At 73.0% G+C, this 16724-nt stretch carries 17 protein-coding genes; 8 read left to right on the top strand and 9 right to left on the bottom strand.

Annotated elements, in window-relative coordinates:
• Positions 1 to 67 precede the first annotated feature (67 nt).
• Positions 68 to 1507: a SigE family RNA polymerase sigma factor gene (locus FLL47_RS02635; protein ID WP_144118789.1), complete on the top strand. Its 1440-nt coding sequence runs from the start codon at positions 68 to 70 to the stop codon at positions 1505 to 1507.
• A gap of 29 nt (positions 1508 to 1536) precedes the next feature.
• The gene (locus FLL47_RS02640; protein ID WP_144118790.1) at positions 1537 to 1965 is read left to right on the top strand and encodes a hypothetical protein; all 429 of its coding nucleotides are present in this window, start codon (positions 1537 to 1539) and stop codon (positions 1963 to 1965) included.
• Here FLL47_RS02640 and FLL47_RS02645 read toward each other — a convergent pair.
• A complete protein-coding gene (locus FLL47_RS02645) occupies positions 1962 to 2732 on the bottom strand; it encodes a hypothetical protein (protein WP_144118791.1) in 771 nt (256 codons plus the stop codon). The genes FLL47_RS02640 and FLL47_RS02645 overlap by 4 nt on opposite strands.
• Positions 2733 to 2855: 123 nt before the next feature.
• On the opposite strand from FLL47_RS02645, the gene FLL47_RS02650 reads away from it, so the two are divergent.
• Positions 2856 to 3629 (top strand): class I SAM-dependent methyltransferase, encoded by a 774-nt coding sequence (locus tag FLL47_RS02650; protein WP_144118792.1) that lies wholly within the window; start codon positions 2856 to 2858, stop codon positions 3627 to 3629.
• A 15-nt stretch (positions 3630 to 3644) separates the two neighbouring features.
• Here FLL47_RS02650 and FLL47_RS02655 read toward each other — a convergent pair whose 3' ends face one another.
• From FLL47_RS02655 to FLL47_RS02675, 5 genes are all read right to left on the bottom strand, one after another.
• Positions 3645 to 3908, bottom strand: coding sequence for a hypothetical protein (locus tag FLL47_RS02655; protein ID WP_144118793.1), 264 nt, complete (start codon positions 3906 to 3908; stop codon positions 3645 to 3647).
• A 253-nt stretch (positions 3909 to 4161) separates the two neighbouring features.
• Positions 4162 to 5574: a DEAD/DEAH box helicase gene (locus FLL47_RS02660; protein ID WP_246157454.1), complete on the bottom strand. Its 1413-nt coding sequence runs from the start codon at positions 5572 to 5574 to the stop codon at positions 4162 to 4164.
• A 175-nt stretch (positions 5575 to 5749) separates the two neighbouring features.
• Positions 5750 to 5953 (bottom strand): cold-shock protein, encoded by a 204-nt coding sequence (locus tag FLL47_RS02665; protein WP_120318694.1) that lies wholly within the window; start codon positions 5951 to 5953, stop codon positions 5750 to 5752.
• Positions 5954 to 6165: 212 nt separating this feature from the next.
• The gene (locus FLL47_RS02670) at positions 6166 to 6438 is read right to left on the bottom strand and encodes a hypothetical protein (RefSeq protein WP_144118795.1); all 273 of its coding nucleotides are present in this window, start codon (positions 6436 to 6438) and stop codon (positions 6166 to 6168) included.
• A 49-nt stretch (positions 6439 to 6487) separates the two neighbouring features.
• Positions 6488 to 7060 carry a dihydrofolate reductase family protein gene (locus FLL47_RS02675; RefSeq protein ID WP_144118796.1) on the bottom strand — a complete coding sequence of 191 codons (573 nt, stop codon included), beginning with the start codon at positions 7058 to 7060 and terminating at the stop codon, positions 6488 to 6490.
• A 138-nt stretch (positions 7061 to 7198) separates the two neighbouring features.
• Here FLL47_RS02675 and FLL47_RS02680 point away from each other — a divergent pair, with 138 nt between their 5' ends.
• Complete coding sequence (locus tag FLL47_RS02680; RefSeq protein ID WP_144118797.1) at positions 7199 to 9952, top strand: FtsX-like permease family protein; 2754 nt, start codon at positions 7199 to 7201, stop codon at positions 9950 to 9952.
• Between the two features lie 3 nt (positions 9953 to 9955).
• On the opposite strand, the gene FLL47_RS02685 is transcribed toward FLL47_RS02680, so the two are convergent.
• Positions 9956 to 10474 carry a PadR family transcriptional regulator gene (locus FLL47_RS02685; RefSeq protein ID WP_144118798.1) on the bottom strand — a complete coding sequence of 173 codons (519 nt, stop codon included), beginning with the start codon at positions 10472 to 10474 and terminating at the stop codon, positions 9956 to 9958.
• Between the two features lie 93 nt (positions 10475 to 10567).
• Between FLL47_RS02685 and FLL47_RS02690 the strand changes: the two genes are divergently transcribed.
• Positions 10568 to 11323 carry an ABC transporter ATP-binding protein gene (locus FLL47_RS02690; protein ID WP_144118799.1) on the top strand — a complete coding sequence of 252 codons (756 nt, stop codon included), beginning with the start codon at positions 10568 to 10570 and terminating at the stop codon, positions 11321 to 11323.
• Positions 11324 to 11328: 5 nt separating this feature from the next.
• Positions 11329 to 14079, top strand: coding sequence for an FtsX-like permease family protein (locus tag FLL47_RS02695; protein WP_342780297.1), 2751 nt, complete (start codon positions 11329 to 11331; stop codon positions 14077 to 14079).
• A 60-nt stretch (positions 14080 to 14139) separates the two neighbouring features.
• On the opposite strand, the gene FLL47_RS02700 is transcribed toward FLL47_RS02695, so the two are convergent.
• A complete protein-coding gene (locus FLL47_RS02700) occupies positions 14140 to 14346 on the bottom strand; it encodes a hypothetical protein (protein ID WP_144118801.1) in 207 nt (68 codons plus the stop codon).
• A gap of 191 nt (positions 14347 to 14537) precedes the next feature.
• On the opposite strand from FLL47_RS02700, the gene FLL47_RS02705 reads away from it, so the two are divergent.
• The gene (locus FLL47_RS02705; protein WP_144118802.1) at positions 14538 to 14885 is read left to right on the top strand and encodes a YciI family protein; all 348 of its coding nucleotides are present in this window, start codon (positions 14538 to 14540) and stop codon (positions 14883 to 14885) included.
• 1 nt (position 14886) lies between these two features.
• Complete coding sequence (locus FLL47_RS02710; protein ID WP_144118803.1) at positions 14887 to 16092, top strand: RNA polymerase sigma factor; 1206 nt, start codon at positions 14887 to 14889, stop codon at positions 16090 to 16092.
• 3 nt (positions 16093 to 16095) lie between these two features.
• On the opposite strand, the gene FLL47_RS02715 is transcribed toward FLL47_RS02710, so the two are convergent.
• The gene (locus FLL47_RS02715; RefSeq protein ID WP_144118804.1) at positions 16096 to 16617 is read right to left on the bottom strand and encodes a flagellar basal body L-ring protein FlgH; all 522 of its coding nucleotides are present in this window, start codon (positions 16615 to 16617) and stop codon (positions 16096 to 16098) included.
• Between the last annotated feature and the right edge of the window lie 107 nt (positions 16618 to 16724).

A 16724-nucleotide genomic window follows, 5' to 3' on the forward strand; every position in this document is an offset into this window, starting at 1 on the left:
CACCCACCGACGCCGCCGTCCAACCGGTACGTGTTGCTGACGGCGGCGATCAGGAGGCTTGCGGAGCATGGCCGGCACGGCGGAGTTCGACGAGTTCGTGATGGCGCGGTCGCGGCACCTGCTGCGCATCGCATACCTGCTCACCGGTGACCACGCGCTGGCCGAGGACCTGCTGCAGACCGCCCTGGTCAAGTCGTGGTCGGCGTGGAGGCGCATCAACGGCGACCCGGAACCGTACGTGCGGCAGGTCCTGCTCAACACGTACCGGTCCTGGTGGCGCCGCCGGTGGAACGGCGAGCGCCCCGCCGAGACGCTGCCCGAGCAGCCGATGGCCGCGCCGCAGGCGGCCGTCGACGAGCGCGACGAGGTGTGGCGGGCGCTCGGCAGGCTGTCCCGCCAGCAGCGGGTCGTGCTGGTGCTGCGCTACTTCGAGGACCTCAGCGAGGCCGAGATCGCCAAGGCGCTGGACATCTCGCCGGGCTCGGTGAAGAGCTACGCCGCCAAGGGCCTGGCCCGGCTGCGGCTCGACCCCGACCTGCAGGCCCTGCCCGCGATCGACGAGGACGCCCCGGCCGGCAACGAGCGGCTGGCAGGCGTACGCCAGCGCATCGTGCAGCAGCGCCGCGGCCGGCTCGCCTCCGCCGCGGCGGCGCTCGCCGTGGTCCTGGCCGGCATCACCGGATATGCCATCGGACCGGGTCGCGAGCCGGACGGCCTGGCCGGCGTGCCCGACTTCCACCAGGGCTACCGCATCACCGAACGCGCGCAGGCCACCTTCGCCGCGGAGACCGGCGAGCTCACCTTCACCCCGTCCACTCTCGACCTGGCGTTCTTCCCCGCCTGCACGCACTCCGGGTACGAGGTGCCACTCGAGGTCAAGGTGTGGGTCGGCGGCAACGCGCTCGGCGCGGTGGACTGCGCGACCGACGGCCTGTCCTTCGACAGCCGGCTCACGCCCGCCGCGGACACCCTGCGTGCCGCCGGCGTCGAGGTTGGCAAGCCGGTCACGGTCACCTTCGCGCTGGACGTCGCGTACGTCTACACGGGATCCTCGACCCCGGTCACGGAGCCGAAGGCCGAGGTGCCCGCGGACGGTGTGCTCGCTCTGCTCGTCGGCGAGGCCGTCGGGTTCGACCAGGTCGACCTGCCCGAGCGCCCGGCGGTGCTGCCGCCGCTGGACCGGCCCGCGTACGCGACGGGCACCAGTGTGCTGCTCACCGCGGACGGCCCGCGCACCGCGACGCTGGACTGGCGCAGCGGCGGGGTGCGCATCATGGCCCGGTCGCAGACGCCCGGCGTGCTGCGGTTGCGCATCAACGGCGTGCTCGTCGACGTCACGACCTGGTGGGACTACGAGCAGCAGACGTGGCAGTCGGAGTTCGCGCCCGCCTCCGACGACGCGAAGGTGCGCGGACTGAGCGCCCAGTATCCGGACCTGCTCACCATCACCGTCGAGCCCGAGCACCTGACCGGCGACTGGTGGCTGGCGGTGATGCCGGCGGGCTGAGCGCCCGGTGGCCGGGTTAGGGTCGGGCTGTGGCGGAGCAGTCGGACTGGCGCGCGCGGCGCGATCACGCGGTGGCGCAGCATGCGCTGGCCGAGCAGCGCCGCCGGGCGGCCGAGACGGCGCAGGCGATGAAGCTGGTGACCCGGTTCGCCCGCGAGGCGGCCGCACGCGGCCTGCGCACCACGGCGCTGACGGCGTTCGCCTACGACGGCGGCGGCCGCTACCGGACGAACCTGCGCGGCTGGTACGTGCACCGCAACCGCACCCTCGCGATCACCGAGGACGGCCGTTACTACGTGCTCGGCGTGCCGTCGTCGCTGCGGGCCCGGGTGCTCGGCGCGGAGGTGCCACCCGCCGACCCACCGCTGATCGTCGGCCGGGGCGCGCGCGACGGCGAGTCGATGCCGCTGGAGACGCTGCTGCAGCGCCGCCTGGACGCGGGCGACGACTGGCCCTAGCCGGCCTGCTCGGCCAGGGCGAACTCCAGCTGTTCCACGGCCATCCGCACCCCGTCGTCGAGGGCACCCCCGTATTGGTGCTCCAGCGACCAGGGCACGGCCTGGTGCGGTCGGTGGCCGAGCAGCGTGAGGCGCAGCGGCCCGACCCGCTCCTCGTGCTTGTCCAGGGCGGCGTGCGCGGCCGCGACCGCGATGTCGGGAATCCGCGCCAGGTCCGCCGCGTCCAGGCGGGGTGCGGTGACGTCGGCGGCGAAGTCCTCGGCGAGCACGACGGCACGCTCGGCGGCGGGCGTAACCTCGATGACGACCTCGGCGTCGGTGATCCCCACCTCGGCGTCGACGGGGTTGGCCAGCCGCACGACCGGACCGGCCTCGGTGAACGTTACCCAGTCGCGCACCATGCGGTGCGGAAGCAGTGCGATCGCCGCCTGCACCGCCAGGGACGCGCCACTCGACACCGCCCCGTAGCCGGAGTCGACGATGTGCAGGTAGTGCTTGACCAGCACCACGCGCAGCGGCCCGGTGCGGTACTCGTACTGCATGAGCGCGCGGCGCACGCCCCGCAGCGCCCCCTTGGTCAGCTCCGCCACCCACTGCTCGTTGGCGAGTTCCTCGCGCATGTACTCGTCGTCGCGGTCGCGGTCGCGCAGGTCGATGAAGTCGTCGGCGACGTGCACGCTGCGCTCGGCGGCCTGCTCCACGTCGAGCGTGACCTTCACCCCGGCGAAGCAGCTGCCGGTCATGGTCCTGTTCGTCACCCGCACCATGGCCGGCAGCGTAGCAACGCGCGGCGCGGGCCTTCACTCCGTTTCGGAGCGCCCCCTGATCGACGAACGCGGATTGTTTCCCCCGGGTGTCGCGCCGACCGGGATGGCACTACGCTCTCGCGAATGAGTGACGCGCGCGGCCAGGGCCTCATGTTCGGTGAGATCGCCGAGGAGTTCGACCGGATCCGTCCCGGCTACCCGGAAGGGCTCGTCGACGACGTGCTCGCGTACACCGGGATCGGGGTGCAGGCGCTGGAGGTGGGCGCGGGCACCGGCAAGGCCAGCACGGCATTCGCGGCGCGCGGGCTGCAGATCACCGCGATCGAGCCGGACCCGAAGATGGCCGCGCTGCTGTCCGAGCGGCTGGCCGGGCAGTCCTCGGTGCGCATCGTGGTTTCGCTGTGGGAGCAGTACGAGCCCGACCTCGCCTTCAACCTGCTGTTCTGCGCGCAGGCGTGGCAGTGGACCGATGGCTCGCAGCGCTGGCGGCGGGCCGCGGCGGCACTGGCGCCCGGCGGCACGATCGCGCTGTTCTGGAACTTCGACCGCATCGCCGACGACGACCTGCGCGCCCTGGTCCGCGAGGTGCACGCCGGCTACGCCCCGCACGCCATGATCGACGAGGAGCCCGCGGACGGCACCGAGCTGTCGGCGTACTGGCCGGGACCGGACCTGGCCGCGCTGCCCGAGTTCGGCGAGCTCACCGAGCGCCTCTACACCTGGGAGCGCACGCTGTCGGCCGACGACTACGTCTCGTACCTGTCGACCCAGCCGACGTATCGCATCCTGCCGGAGGCGACCCGCGAGGCGCTGTTCACGGCGCTGCTGCAGCGCCTGCCGGAGAAGGTGACGCTGGCCGTGGAGACACTGCTCTACCTGGGCCGCCGCACGGCCTGAGCCGGGGGTCGTCGCTCAGGCGATCCGGCGGCGCAGCGAGTAGGTGACGGCGTGCAGGCGGTAGGGCTCGGTGTGCAGGAACACCGAGTCCCGGTCGTACGCCTGCCAGCCCGACTCACCGGCCCGGTTGAGGTGGCGCAGGTCGTCGAAGCGCTCGTCGGTGCCCCACCGCTCGACGCCGTCCGGGCTGTGGAAGACCGCATCCCAGTCCATGAAGCGGTCCGCGCCCAGGGTGCCCGCGGATCGGTATTCGAGCCGTGCGTACTGCCAGCGCGTCATGCGGCCATTGTGCCGCAGCGGCAAGCGGCCTGTCCAAACGCGACCACTCAGCGTCGCCACACCGGCCACTGAACGCGACCGACCACTCGACACGCCCCCACTGCGCCACGCACCTCCCCCGACGCCCCTTCGCGCCGCGCGGCGCCGCCCCACGCAACGACGCTGGCCTATCTCATCGAATTCGAGTCACGAAAATTCGATGAGATAGGCCAGCGTCTATGACAATCGGGGTGTGTCGGCGCGGTGAGGCGCGTCAGCGTGAGCGGCGGCCTCGGCGGGAGCGGCTGGAACGGCGGGCGGGCTCGTCGGTGCCGGGTGCGGCCGCGGACGGAGCCGGGGTCGGCAGCACGGCCGGGGTGCCCGACGGGGTGCGCGCCCCGGTGATCCGGGACAGCTCCTGGTCGTGCGGGCGGATCGCGGTGGTCCGTGCGGCGACGCCCGCGGCGGCGACCAGCCGCGCGGTCTCACGCCGCTCCTCGGCCACCACCAGGGTGACGACCGTGCCGGTGCGGCCGGCGCGGGCGGTGCGGCCACCGCGGTGCAGGTAGTCCTTGGCGTCGTTCGGCGGGTCGTAGTTCACGACCAGGTCGAGATCGTCGATGTGGATGCCCCGCGCCGCCAGGTCGGTGGCGATCAGCGCGTTGACCGCGCCCGACTTGAACTGGTCCAGGATGCGGGTGCGCTGCGGCTGCGACTTGCCGCCGTGCAGCGCGGCCGCGGTGACCCCGCTGGCCAGCAGCCGTCGGGCGACCCGGTCCGCGCGGTGCTTGGTCTTCACGAACATGATCACCCGGCCGTCGCGGGCCCCGATGTGCGCCGTGGCGGTGTCCTTGTCGGCCGCGTCGACGTGCAGCAGGTGGTGCTCCATGGTGGTGACCGCGCCGGCCGGCGGGTCCACCGAGTGCCGGGCCGGGTTGCTCAGGAAGCGCCGGACCAGCCGGTCGACGTCGCCGTCGAGGGTGGCCGAGAACAGCATGCGCTGGCCGCCCGGCGCGGTGGCCGTGAGCAGCGAGGTGACCTGGGGCAGGAAGCCCATGTCGGCCATCTGGTCGGCCTCGTCGAGCACCGTGATGTCGACCTGGTCGAGCTTGCAGTCGCCGCGGTCCAGCAGGTCGTTGAGGCGGCCCGGGGTGGCGATGACGATCTCCGCACCGGCGCGCACCTGGTCGGCCTGGCGGCCCAGGGACAGCCCGCCGACGACGGTGACGGTGCGCAGGTTCAGCGCGGTGGCGTACGGGGTCAGCGCTGCGGCGACCTGGGCGGCGAGTTCCCGGGTGGGAACGAGCACCAGGGCCAGCGGCTGGCGGGAGCGGGCGCGGCGGCCCGCCAGGCGGGTCAGCATCGGCAGCCCGAAGGCGAGCGTCTTGCCCGAGCCGGTGCGGGCGCGGCCGAGCACGTCGCGCCCGGCGACGGCGTCGGCGATCGTGCGCGCCTGGATCGGCGACGGCACGGTCAGACCCTGCTTGGCCAGCACGCCGGCCAGCGAGGGGTGGAGCGGCAGTTCGGTGAAGCTCGTCGCCACCGGGCCGGTGAACTCCGGCTCGGCCGGAACCGGCGTCGGGGCGGCGGTCGCCTTGGCGACGGCCGGCTGGCCGTTCTGCGTGGGGCGGCGACGGGGACGACGGCGCACGGGGTGGGCCGACGAATGGTGTACTGCGGCGGTCAAATTGGAGCCTTTCGCTGTCGGCACGCCGCGCGAAGGCTCTCGAACCCGGTGGTGCCGGGGAGAGTCGACAGGTAACGAACCGAATGGTGGGGTATTGCATCCGGTTCCGCGACGTTTACGCCGCGGAACCGGACAATCAAGCATGCCGCACCACGCTCAGGGGCGTGGCGGGGGGTCAGACGAGGCGGACGGCCTCAGCCTGGGGGCCCTTCGGGCCCTGCACGATCTCGAACTCGACGCGCTCGTTCTCGCGCAGCTCGCGGAAGCCGTCGAGCTGGATGACCGAGTGGTGGACGAAGACGTCCGCGCCACCACCGTCAACGGTGATGAAGCCGAAACCCTTGTCGGCGTTGAACCACTTCACGACGCCAGAAGCCATTGTGTTCTCCTCTACGGATGGGCCACGCTCGCTGCGAGGCCCGGATGGGCCGTCTCGAGCAGCGGTAAACCAACGGTGATCCGGAAGGAGAACCGATCCCGGTGTACTGAAACCAGGCAGGTGAAGCAACCACAAACAAGAAACTGTCTCTCCACCATACACGTCCCGTCGCCCCCGAGCGGGTGTCCCGGGCCTGCGCCGGTGTGTCCTGGCTAACCCAGCTCCATCGCGACGAGCAGGAATACTGCCAGTCCCGTGATCATCCCGATGCCCATGGCCAGCGGCAGCCCCGCCCCGAAGAAGGTGGCGACGAAGGTGGCCAGGCCGCCCGGAACGACGAAGAAACCCACCGCCTGCGCGGGCTTGCGGCGGGCGTACGAAGCGGCCGCCTTCAGCACGAACTTGGCCACGATGCCGACGAAGGCCAGGATGGCCAGCGCGGCCAGCCCGAGCAGCACCCAGAGCAGGACCTCACCGGCAGACATGCGACCGAAGGTAGCCGCTGCGGCGCGCCGGGGCCAGTGACCGGCGTTGCTATTTCACGACTCGGAACCGCAGGTGCGTGACGTGCGGCGACTCCTCGACCTGGAGGCGTTCGAGTTCGATGTGGTCGGTGCCGAGGTGCTCGAAGAGCCGGCGGCCGCCGCCCAGCAGCACGGGGGCGAGTTGCAGGTGGATCTCGTCGAGCCGGCCCGCCCGCAGCACCTGCTGGACGACGTCCGCGCCCATCAGTGTCACCGCGCGGTCGCCCGCCGCCGCGGCGGCGAGATCCAGCGCGTCGAACAGCCCGGTGTGCACGAACGTGAACGTGCCGCTGCGTTCGGTCCGGTCCGGCGCCGGGTGGTGGGTCAGCACGAAGCAGGGCACCGGATACGGCGTGTCGCCCCACTGGCCCAACCCGACGTCGAACGTGCGCCGACCAAGCAGGACGGCCCCGGTCAGCGCGAACTGCCGCCGCACCGCCGCGGCGTCCGACTCGCTCGACTCGTCGAAGATCCACCGGTGCAGCCGCTCGCCGCCGTGCCCCATCGGATGCGCCGCGTCCACGTCCGGCCCTGCCATGAACCCGTCGAGCGACATCGTCACGTGCGCGATCACCTGTGCCATCGGTCTCCCCGTCGTAGAGCGCCGTGAATGCGACCTCCATGCTGCCACGATCCACAGCGGACATCACAGCTGAGTCACGAGTGTCGACCGGTCTTGCATTGTGACAATGCATGGAGTGACAGTGGTCGAGTGCTTGCCATGATCTGGTCGCAACTGCGCCACCGCGCCTGGCGCACCGGTGCCCTGTTCACCGCTGTGCTGTTGGCCACCACCGGGTTCACCGTGCTGACGGGCACCGTCAACACCGCCCGCCTGCAGGTCGTCGGGGACGTGAACGCCAACCTGCGCGGGGCGTACGACATCCTGGTCCGCCCGAAGGGCGCCCGCACCGCGATCGAGCAGCAGCGCGGCCTGGTCGGCCCGAACCACCTGTCGGGCACGTTCGGCGGCATCACGCAGGCGCAGTACCGGGCCATCCAGGCGATCCGCGGGATCGAGGTGGCCGCGCCGATCGCCAACCTCGGCTTCGTCGCGGTGCTCCGCACCGTCCCCGTCGACCTCACGGACCTGGTGGACCGGGCCAAGACCCGGCAGCTGATCCGGCTCGACCGGACATTCCTGGCCGACCGCGGGCTCTCGTCGTACCGCAAGACCCCCGGCTACGTGTACGTGACCACGCGCCCGCTGCTGGCGCCGCAGAACGTGCGACAGGCCGGGGGGACTCTGCGCTACCCGGACGGCTCCACCCGCCCCGACGACCCGCGCTGCCCGCTCGCGGTGCTGGAGGTGCAGGAGGACGGCACGAAGCAGCCCATCTGCACCACCTCGGTGGCGCAGCCGGGCGACGGCGACTCCGGCGAGGGCGCGCCGGGGTTCGCGATCGTGCGGCTGCTGCCCGACGGCCGCTTCGAGCAGCTGGGCGCCCCGATCGGCCCGCAGCCGTGGCTGGTCCTCCCGGTCGTCTGGTGGACCGTGATCGGTGCCGCCGCCGTCGACCCGGCGGCGGAGGCGCGGCTCGTCGGCCTCGACGAAGCGCTCGTGTCCGGGCGCTACCTGACCGGCACGGACGCCACCCGGCCCGCCGAGGTGGGCAAGAGCGTGCCCGTGCTGGTGGCCGACGAGTCGTACGTGGACGAGAGCCTGCGGCTGGCCTTCTCGGCGGTGCCCGATGCGGCGGTGGCCGCCCTGCCCGGCACGCGCAGCGACGTGCTGCGGACCCGGCTCGCCGCGACCACGGTGACCGCACGGGGCGAGCGGCTGCTCGACGCGGCGGCACTGCGCGGTGACATGTCCCGGTTCCACGGCCAGGCCGTCGTCGCCTTCAACATGCTCCTGCAGGGCGGGCTGCCCGAGTACCGGACCGGGTCCGACGGCTCGCTGGCCCCGGTCGCCGGCGCGCCCGACCCGACCCGGTGGACCGGCTTCTACCGGGTGTCGGGCGGCATGTTCCCGGTGTTCCTGAACGACATCACGTTCCGGCCGCTGGACGCGGTGATGCGCGACGAGGCAAGCATCGCCGCCGATCCGGTCGGCACCTTCGACCCCGGCCGGCTGCACGGCAACTCTGCGCTGGGGCGGGTGCCGCTGGAGACGTACCAGGCACCGGAGGCGGCGGGTGCGGACGCCGCGAGCCGGGCGCTGCTCGGCGACCGCCCCCTATGGCCGTCCGGCGCCCCGCAGGGCTATCTGGTCTCCCCTCCGCTGCTGCTCACCTCACTCGCGGCGCTGCCGGGCATGCTCGGCCGGGACGCGGCCGAGAAGTCGATCTCCGCGGTACGGGTGCGGATCTCCGATGTGCACACCCTCGACGAGGTCACCCGGGAGCGCATCCGCCGCACCGCCGAGGAGATCGCCGCGGCGACCGGCCTCGACGTCGACATCACGGTCTGTTCCTCGCTGGAGCCGCAGACGGTCGTGCTGCCCGCGGGCAAGCTCGGCCGACCCGAGCTGCGCCTGGCGGAGCTGTGGTCACGCAAGGGCGTGGCCGTCGCCATCATCGAGGCGGTCGACCGCAAGAGTGCGCTGCTGTTCGGCCTCATCCTGCTGGTCTGCCTGCTGTTCCTGGCCAACTCCACCACCGCCGCGGTGCACGACCGCCGCCGCGAGCTGGCTGTGCTCGCCTGCGTCGGCTGGCCCAGGCGTCGACTGGCGGCGCTGGTCACCGGTGAGGTGGCCCTGGTCGGGCTGGCCGCGGGCGTCGTCGCCGCCGGGCTGAGCGTGCCGCTCGGCGCGGCCGCCGGGGTCCGGATCACCATGGCGCAGACCCTGCCCGCCGCCCCGTTGGCGCTGCTGCTCGCGCTGCTCGCCGGGATCGTGCCGGCGATCCGGGCGGCCGTTGCCCACCCCGGCACGGCGCTGGCCCCGCAGGCCTCGGCGGTGCGGCGGCGGCGGGCGCGGCCCAGCCGCACCGTGCTCGCCACCGCGCTGCGCAACGCCCGGCGCAGACCGGGCCGTACCGCGCTGGCCATCGCCGCGGTCGCGCTGGGGGTGAGCGCGTTCACCGCGCTGCTGACCCTCACCTGGGCGTTCCACGGCGCCGTCACCGGCAACCTGCTCGGCGACGCGGTCTCGCTGCGGGTCCGGGCCGTCGACACGGTCGCGGTCGCGGTGACCCTCGCGCTGGCCGCCCTCGTCGTCGCCGACGTGCTCTATCTCAACGTCCGCGAACGCGCCGCCGAGCTGGCCGCGTTGCGCGCCGCGGGCTGGGGCGACGGCCCGCTGATCCGGCTGGTCGCCTACGAGGGGCTGGTGATCGGTGCCGCCGGCGCGGCGGCCGGGGCCGCGGCCGGGGCGCTGTTCCTCGACCGGCTCGCCGGCGGCATCCCGCCCGCGGCGTACGCGGTGAGCGCCGGGGCCGCCCTGGGCGGGCTGGCCCTGGCCGGGTCGGCGGCCGTGCTGCCCGCCCTGTCCGTGCGCCGGCTGCCGCTGGCGTTGCTGCTCGCCCGGGAATGAGGCTCAGGCGAGCAGCTCGGCCTCGACGTCCTCCAGGAAGGTCAGGTCGGCGGTGACGTGGCGGGCGGCGGCGGCCAGCAGCAGACGCACCACCGTCTCGCGGGCGGGGTCGCGGCGCAGGGTCTCCAGGTTGCGCAGCTCGCGCAGCAGGTGGGCGCGCTGGGTGGCGAGCACTTCGGACACCGTGTCCCGGTCGCCGGTGCGGGTCGCGGCCACCACCTTGAGGAACAGGTCGTCCCGGAAGCCGGTGGTGCGCGGGCTGGGCGAGGTCATCCATTCGCCCAGTTCACGCTGCCCGGCGTCGGTCATGCGGTAGACCACGCGGTCGGGTTTGACCTCCTGCGCCATGCGGCTGGAGTCGACGAAACCGTCCCGGGACAGGCGGTCGAGCACCTGGTAGAGGTGCCCGATGTTGAGGGCGCCCCACTGCGGGCCGACGGCGGACTCGAACGCGCTCTTCAGCTCGTACCCGTGGCTCGGCCCTTCGCGCAGTAGGGCCAGCACCGCATGCTGGATCGGCATGGCACACCACCCTCCCCTCTCGACATCACAGCTGTGTCACAACCGCCCGAACGGGCCTTGCATTGCGACAATGTAGCACCGACAGTGATCACCATGAGCGATAGCACGACGGGGGCCGGCGCCAAGGTGCGCGTGGCCGGACTGGCCAAGCACTACCAAGGCGGCGACGTGCGGATACCCGCTGTGGCCGGGGTGTCGCTGGAGTTCGCTCCGGGCACCATGACCGCGATCACCGGCCCCAGCGGGTCCGGCAAGTCCACCCTGCTGCACCTCATCGGCGCGATCGAGGCCCCCGACGCGGGCACCATCACCGTCGACGACGTCGAGATCACCTCCGTGAAGCGCCGCCACCTCACCGCATACCGCCGCCGGGTCGGCTTCGTCTTCCAGCGCTACCACCTGCTGCCCGCGCTCACCGCGCTCGACAACGTCATCGCGCCCGTGGTGCCGTACCGGGTGAAGTTCGACAAGGCCGCCCGCGGCCGGGAGCTGCTCGCCGCGGTCGGGCTCGCGGGCCGGGAGAACTCGTTGCCCTCCCAGCTGTCCGGCGGTCAGCAGCAGCGCGTCGCCATCGCCCGCGCGCTGATCGGGGCGCCCACCCTGCTGCTGGCCGACGAACCCACCGGCAACCTCGACTCCCGCACCGGCACCGAGATCCTGGACCTGCTGGCCGCGCTGCGCGCCGAGCACGCCATGACGGTGCTGGTCGCCACGCATGAGCAGCACGTCGCCGCGGCCTGCGACCGGCTCATCCGGCTGCGCGACGGCGAGGTCGTGCAGGACGTGTCCCTGGCCGGCGGCGAGCACCCGGAGCAGACCCTGAGCCGGCTGGGCGGTCCCCGCCTGTGATCACCATGATCTGGTCGCTGCTGCGCCGCCGGCTGTGGCGCAGCAGCGCGCTGTTCGGCGCGATCCTGCTGGCCACGACCGGCTTCACCGTGCTCACGGGCACCGTCAACACCTCGCGCCTGCAGGTCACCGGGGAGGTGGACGCGAACTTCCGCGGGGCGTACGACATCCTGGTCCGCCCGAAGGGCGCCCGCACCGCGGTGGAGAACGAGCGCGGCACGGTCGCGCCCAACCAGCTGTCCGGCACGCACGGCGGCATCACCATGGCGCAGTACCGCGCGATCCAGGCGGTGCAGGGCGTCGAGGTGGCGGCCCCGATCGCGACGCTGGGCTCCACGCTCGTGTCGAACACCGCCCGGGTGGACATCACCGATCTCGTCGACCGGTCCAAGACCCGCCAGCTGATCCGCCTCGACCCCACATTGCTGGCCGACCGCGGGCTGTCGCGCGGAGTGCGGGCCAGCACCTACGTCTACGTCACCCGGCGGCCGCTCATCGGCATAGACACCGCGAAGTCCACCGGCCCCACCACATACTTCACCGACGGCACCGCCGTACCGCCCACGGAATACTGCGATACCGGTGTGCTGGAGGTGCAGGAGGACGGCGCGAAGAAGCGCCTGTGCGGGGCGTCCCTGTCGAGCTGGTCGGAGGATTACGCGGGTTTGCGAACCCCGCCGTTCGAGGTCTACGGCCTGCTGCCCGACGGTCGCTTCAGCAGCGACACCAGCGACACGCAGTACGCGACGGACCGCCTCGTGGTCAACATCTGGTGGATGACGATCGTCGGGCTCGCGGCGGTAGATCCGGCGGCGGAGGCGCGCCTGCTGGGCCTGGACCAGGCTCTCGTGTCGGGCCGCTACCTGCGCCCGGACGAGACCGGCGAACCGGCGAAGAAGGTTCGGCTGCCCGTGCTGACCGCAGCCCTGCCGCAGATCGACGAGACGATGCGCGTCACCCTGGCCACCGTCGACGACGACCTGGTCCGCGCGATCCCGGGCACGCGCAGCGACGTCCTGCACGCCAGACTCGGCAAGGCCGGCGTGGCACCGGCCGGGACCCGCACGTTCGAGGCACGGCCTGCCGAGGCCGACCCCGCCCTCGAGACCCCGCTGGTGATCTTCATGTTCGTGCTGCGGACCGGGCTGCCCCGGTACAACACGACCGCCGACGGCACATTGCGCCCCGTCGTCAGCGACGCCGCTCCGGGAAGCTGGATCAACGGTGGCCCGCTGCTCGGCGGTGGTGGCACGCCCAGCCTCATCTTCGACACCGCCTTCCGCGACATCGAAGTGATCAACCGCGAGGCTCTCCTGTCCGCCGACCCCGTCGGCGTCTTCGACCCGGCGAAACTGCAGGGCTACTCCCAGCTGAGCAGGGTGCCGCTGGAGACGTACCGGTCTCCCGAGGCAGAGGGTGCCGACCCCCGCAGCCGGGAACTGCTCGGCGACCGGCCGCTGGCGCCGTCCAGCAACCCGGCCGGTTACCTGGTCTCGGCGCCGCAGCTCATCACGACGCTGGCCGCGGTACCCGGCCTACTCGGCGCGAAGGCTGCGGACAACGCCATCTCGGCGGTTCGCATCCGGGTCGCCGACGTGCACACGCTCGACGACCTCACCCGCGAGCGGATCCGCCGCATCGCCGAGGAGATCGGCACCACGACCGGCCTCGACGTCGACATCACCGTCGGCTCCTCGCTGCAGCCGCAGACCGTCGAGCTTGCCGCCGGCACGCTGGGGCGGCCCGAGCTGCGCCTCACGGAGTGGTGGAGCCGCAAGGGCGTCGCCGTGGCGATCATGGACGCGATCGATCGGAAGAGCGTGCTGCTGTTCGGGCTGATCCTGGTCGTCTGCGTGCTGTTCCTGGCCAACGCGACCACCGCGGCGGTCCGCGACCGCAGGCGGGAACTCGCCGTGCTCGCCTGCGTCGGCTGGCCGCGGCATCGGCTGGCCGCCCTGGTCACCGGTGAGGTGGCGGTCGTCGGGTTGGCCGCCGGGCTGGTCTCCGCCGGGCTCGCGGTGCCGCTGAGCCTGGTCGTGGACGTGCCCGCCGGCGCGAGCCAGGCGCTGGCGGCGGTGCCGCTCGCGCTGCTGCTGGCTGTGGTGGCCGCGGTCGTCCCGGCGATCCAGGCCGCCCGCGCCCACCCCGGCACCGCACTGGCCCCGCTGGTCTCCCCGGTACGCCGGGCGCGGCGCTCGCTGACCGGGCACACCGTGCTGTCCGCCGCGCTGCGCAACACCCGGCGCAGGCCGGGCCGCACGCTGCTGGCCGCCGCCGCGGTCGCGCTCGGCGTCGGGGCGTTCACCACGCTGCTCACGCTGACCTGGGTGTTCCACGGCAACGTCACCGGCACACTGCTCGGCGACGCGGTGTCACTGCGGGTCCGCGCCGTGGACGCGGTCGCGGTCGCGGCCACACTGGTGCTGGCCGTGCTGGCCCTGGCCGACGTGCTCTACCTCAACGTGCGGGAACGCTCGGCCGAGCTGGCGACCCTGCAGGCGGCCGGGTGGAGTGACGGGGCGCTGACCCGGCTGATCGCGTACGAGGGCCTGCTCATCGGGGCCGTGGGCGCGCTGGTCGGAGCGGGTGTGGGGCTGTTCTTCGTCGACCGGTTCGCCGCCGCCGTGCCCGCGACGGCCGTGGCGGTCACCGCCGCCGCGGCGCTGGCCGGGGTGGCCCTGTCCGGGCTCGCCGCGGTGCTGCCCGCCCTGTCCGTACGCCGACTGCGCCTGTCGACGCTGCTCGCCCAGGAGTGACCCGCTGAACGGTGCAAGGGGCGTCCCCGGCCTCGGGGGCGCCCCTTGCACCTTGTCGCCTCAGCAGGCGGAGAAAGGATGGACCCGGCCCTCGATCGCGCGCGTCTGGCCGTTCGGCGACTGCACGAAGTAGGTGCTGCCCTGAACCCAGGTGCGCTGACCGGGCCGGACCATCACCGTCTCCGACAGCTCCATCACGCAGTCGCCGATGGTGAGCGCGCTGACCAGCAGCAACCGGTCGGCGACGACGGGCTCCGTGGCAGGCATGACACTCTCCGAGGGGGCGGGGAGCGCTCACGTTACCGCCGCGCCTGCACCTGCGGGAAGGGGTGCCGATCGATACCTGCGCCACACCTGCGCTGCGCTTTCGGGAAACTGCACGGCGGGTGGTGTCGATTCGGGCGGACGTTCGTACAGAGGGTGAGATGTCAGCAGCAGCCGAGGCGAGGAGCACCGTCATGAAGCAGTACCTGCTCAGCATCTATCAGCCCGACGGCGGCCCGCCGCCGCCCGAGATCCTGGAGCCGGTACTGCGGGCCCTCGACGCGCTGAACGCCGAACTCGACGCGGCGGGCGTGATCGTCTTCAAGGACGGCCTGCTGCCGCCGGAGACCGCCACCGTGGTCCGCGCCAAGGGCGACGACATCCTGCTCACCGACGGCCCGTACGTCGAGGGCAAGGAGCACATCGGCGGCTTCTGGATCATCAAGGCGCCCGACCTCGACGCGGCGCTCGAGTGGGCGGCCAAGGCGGCCCGTGCGGTCACCCTGCCGATCGAGGTGCGCCCCCTGCACTCCGAGGTCTGAGTTGGCCGACGTCGACGGCGTCTTCCGGGCGGAGTACGGCCGCGCCGTGGCCGTGCTGGTGCGCGCCTTCGGCGACATCGACCTCGCCGAGGAGGCGGTGCAGGACGCGTTCGCCGAGGCGGTGCGGCGCTGGCCGGACGACGGCGTCCCACCCAGCCCGGCCGGCTGGATCATCACCACGGCCCGCAACCGGGCCGTGGACCGGCTGCGGCGCGAGGCCACGCGCGACGACCGGCACGCGCAGGCCGCGCTGTTGGCCGCCCCGTCCGAGCCCGCCGAGGAGGGGCCCGTGCCCGACGACCGGCTCCGCCTGATCTTCACCTGCTGCCACCCGGCGCTCGCGCTCACCGCCCAGGTGGCGCTGACGCTGCGGCTGCTCGGCGGCCTCAGCACCGCCGAGATCGCGCACGCGTTCCTGGTGCCCGAGGCGACGATGGCGCAGCGGCTGGTCCGCGCCAAGAACAAGATCAAGGGCGCGGGCATCCCGTACCGGGTGCCCCGCGACGCCGACCTGCCCGCCCGCCTGCGCTCCGTGCTCGCCGTGGTCTACCTCGTCTTCAACGAGGGCTACACGGCCAGCTCCGGGGACGCGCTGGTGCGCGCGGACCTGTGCCAGGAGGCGCTACGCCTGGGACGGCTGCTGGCCGAACTGATGCCCGACGAGCCGGAGGCGCTGGGCCTGCTCGCCCTGATGCTGCTCACCGAAGCACGCCGGGCCGCGCGCACCACGACGACCGGGCAGCTCGTGCCACTGCCCGAACAGGACCGCAGCCGGTGGGACCGGGCACTGACCACCGAAGGGCTGGCCCTGGTCGGCCGGTGCCTGCGGCGGCGTCAGCTGGGCCCGTACCAGCTCCAGGCGGCGATCGCCGCGGTGCACGCCGCCGCACCCGACGCCGCGGCCACCGGCTGGCCGCGCGTGCTGGCCCTCTACGACCGCCTGCTGGCGCTGGCGCCCAGCCCGGTCGTGGCGCTCAACCGGGCGGTCGCGGTGGCCGAAGTGGACGGCCCCGGCCCGGCCCTCGACCTGCTGGACTCGCTGGACCTGGACGGCTACCACGTGTACCACGCGGTGCGCGCGGACCTGCTGCGCCGCCTGGGGCGCGACGCCGACGCCGCCGCCGCCTACCAGGCCGCGATCACCTGCACCGGCAACGAGACCGAGCGCGCCTTCCTGCAGCGCCGCCGCGACGCGCTCAGCGGGTGAGCGTCACAGGCCCTCTCCGTTGCAGAACATGTGGAATCTGCTTCCGCCCATGATGGACTGCTGCAGAGCGGCCACGGCCTTGGCGACCTTGCCGTCCCAGTCCGTGCCGACCGACTTGAGACCGGCGATCGACTTGTCCAGGCTGGCGACGTCGACCCGGGCCGCCTCGGCGACCTTCGGGTCGGTGCTGCCGGTGGCGACGGAGTTCAGGTAGCCGCGATACGCGCCGGTCACCTTCACCAGGTCGGCGAGCGCGGCCTTCTTGCCCCCGTTCCCACCCGGGTAGATCCCCTGGACGAGGCCGTCGTAGACCCCCGCCAGCACGAAGACCTCCTTCCACGGCTCCGTCCGGCCGCTGCAGACGGCCTTGTACGGCGAGTCCTGCGGCGACCGGCTCGGCGTGGGGGCCGCCGAGGTCACCGCGCCCGAAGGCGCGGCCTGAACAGGGGTTTCCGGGGTGCCCGCGCACGCGGCCGAGGCGAGCAGGACCGAACTGAACACGAGTGGCAGAACCAGACGGCGCATGGCGAGACGGTTTCCTTCCCGAACGATTGTCGCCACAGCCTGCCCCCAGTCCCCGGCTCGACGCCGACCGGGCCGGCCACGATTCGATCACGGTGCACCGCCGGGCA

Origin of the sequence: Catellatospora sichuanensis (assembly GCF_007483665.1) — a bacterium.
GTDB lineage: Bacteria > Actinomycetota > Actinomycetes > Mycobacteriales > Micromonosporaceae > Catellatospora > Catellatospora sichuanensis.

What these genes read in the sequence shown, in the direction of transcription:
- FLL47_RS02635 (WP_144118789.1), top strand. Translation starts at nt 68, where the DNA reads ATGGCCGGCACGGCGGAGTTCGACGAGTTCGTGATGGCGCGGTCGCGG.
- FLL47_RS02645 (WP_144118791.1), bottom strand. Translation starts at nt 2,732, where the DNA reads ATGGTGCGGGTGACGAACAGGACCATGACCGGCAGCTGCTTCGCCGGG.
- FLL47_RS02650 (WP_144118792.1), top strand. Translation starts at nt 2,856, where the DNA reads ATGAGTGACGCGCGCGGCCAGGGCCTCATGTTCGGTGAGATCGCCGAG.
- FLL47_RS02655 (WP_144118793.1), bottom strand. Translation starts at nt 3,908, where the DNA reads ATGACGCGCTGGCAGTACGCACGGCTCGAATACCGATCCGCGGGCACC.
- FLL47_RS02665 (WP_120318694.1), bottom strand. Translation starts at nt 5,953, where the DNA reads ATGGCTTCTGGCGTCGTGAAGTGGTTCAACGCCGACAAGGGTTTCGGC.
- FLL47_RS02670 (WP_144118795.1), bottom strand. Translation starts at nt 6,438, where the DNA reads ATGTCTGCCGGTGAGGTCCTGCTCTGGGTGCTGCTCGGGCTGGCCGCG.
- FLL47_RS02675 (WP_144118796.1), bottom strand. Translation starts at nt 7,060, where the DNA reads ATGGCACAGGTGATCGCGCACGTGACGATGTCGCTCGACGGGTTCATG.
- FLL47_RS02680 (WP_144118797.1), top strand. Translation starts at nt 7,199, where the DNA reads ATGATCTGGTCGCAACTGCGCCACCGCGCCTGGCGCACCGGTGCCCTG.
- FLL47_RS02685 (WP_144118798.1), bottom strand. Translation starts at nt 10,474, where the DNA reads ATGCCGATCCAGCATGCGGTGCTGGCCCTACTGCGCGAAGGGCCGAGC.
- FLL47_RS02690 (WP_144118799.1), top strand. Translation starts at nt 10,568, where the DNA reads ATGAGCGATAGCACGACGGGGGCCGGCGCCAAGGTGCGCGTGGCCGGA.
- FLL47_RS02695 (WP_342780297.1), top strand. Translation starts at nt 11,329, where the DNA reads ATGATCTGGTCGCTGCTGCGCCGCCGGCTGTGGCGCAGCAGCGCGCTG.
- FLL47_RS02700 (WP_144118801.1), bottom strand. Translation starts at nt 14,346, where the DNA reads ATGCCTGCCACGGAGCCCGTCGTCGCCGACCGGTTGCTGCTGGTCAGC.
- FLL47_RS02705 (WP_144118802.1), top strand. Translation starts at nt 14,538, where the DNA reads ATGAAGCAGTACCTGCTCAGCATCTATCAGCCCGACGGCGGCCCGCCG.
- FLL47_RS02715 (WP_144118804.1), bottom strand. Translation starts at nt 16,617, where the DNA reads ATGCGCCGTCTGGTTCTGCCACTCGTGTTCAGTTCGGTCCTGCTCGCC.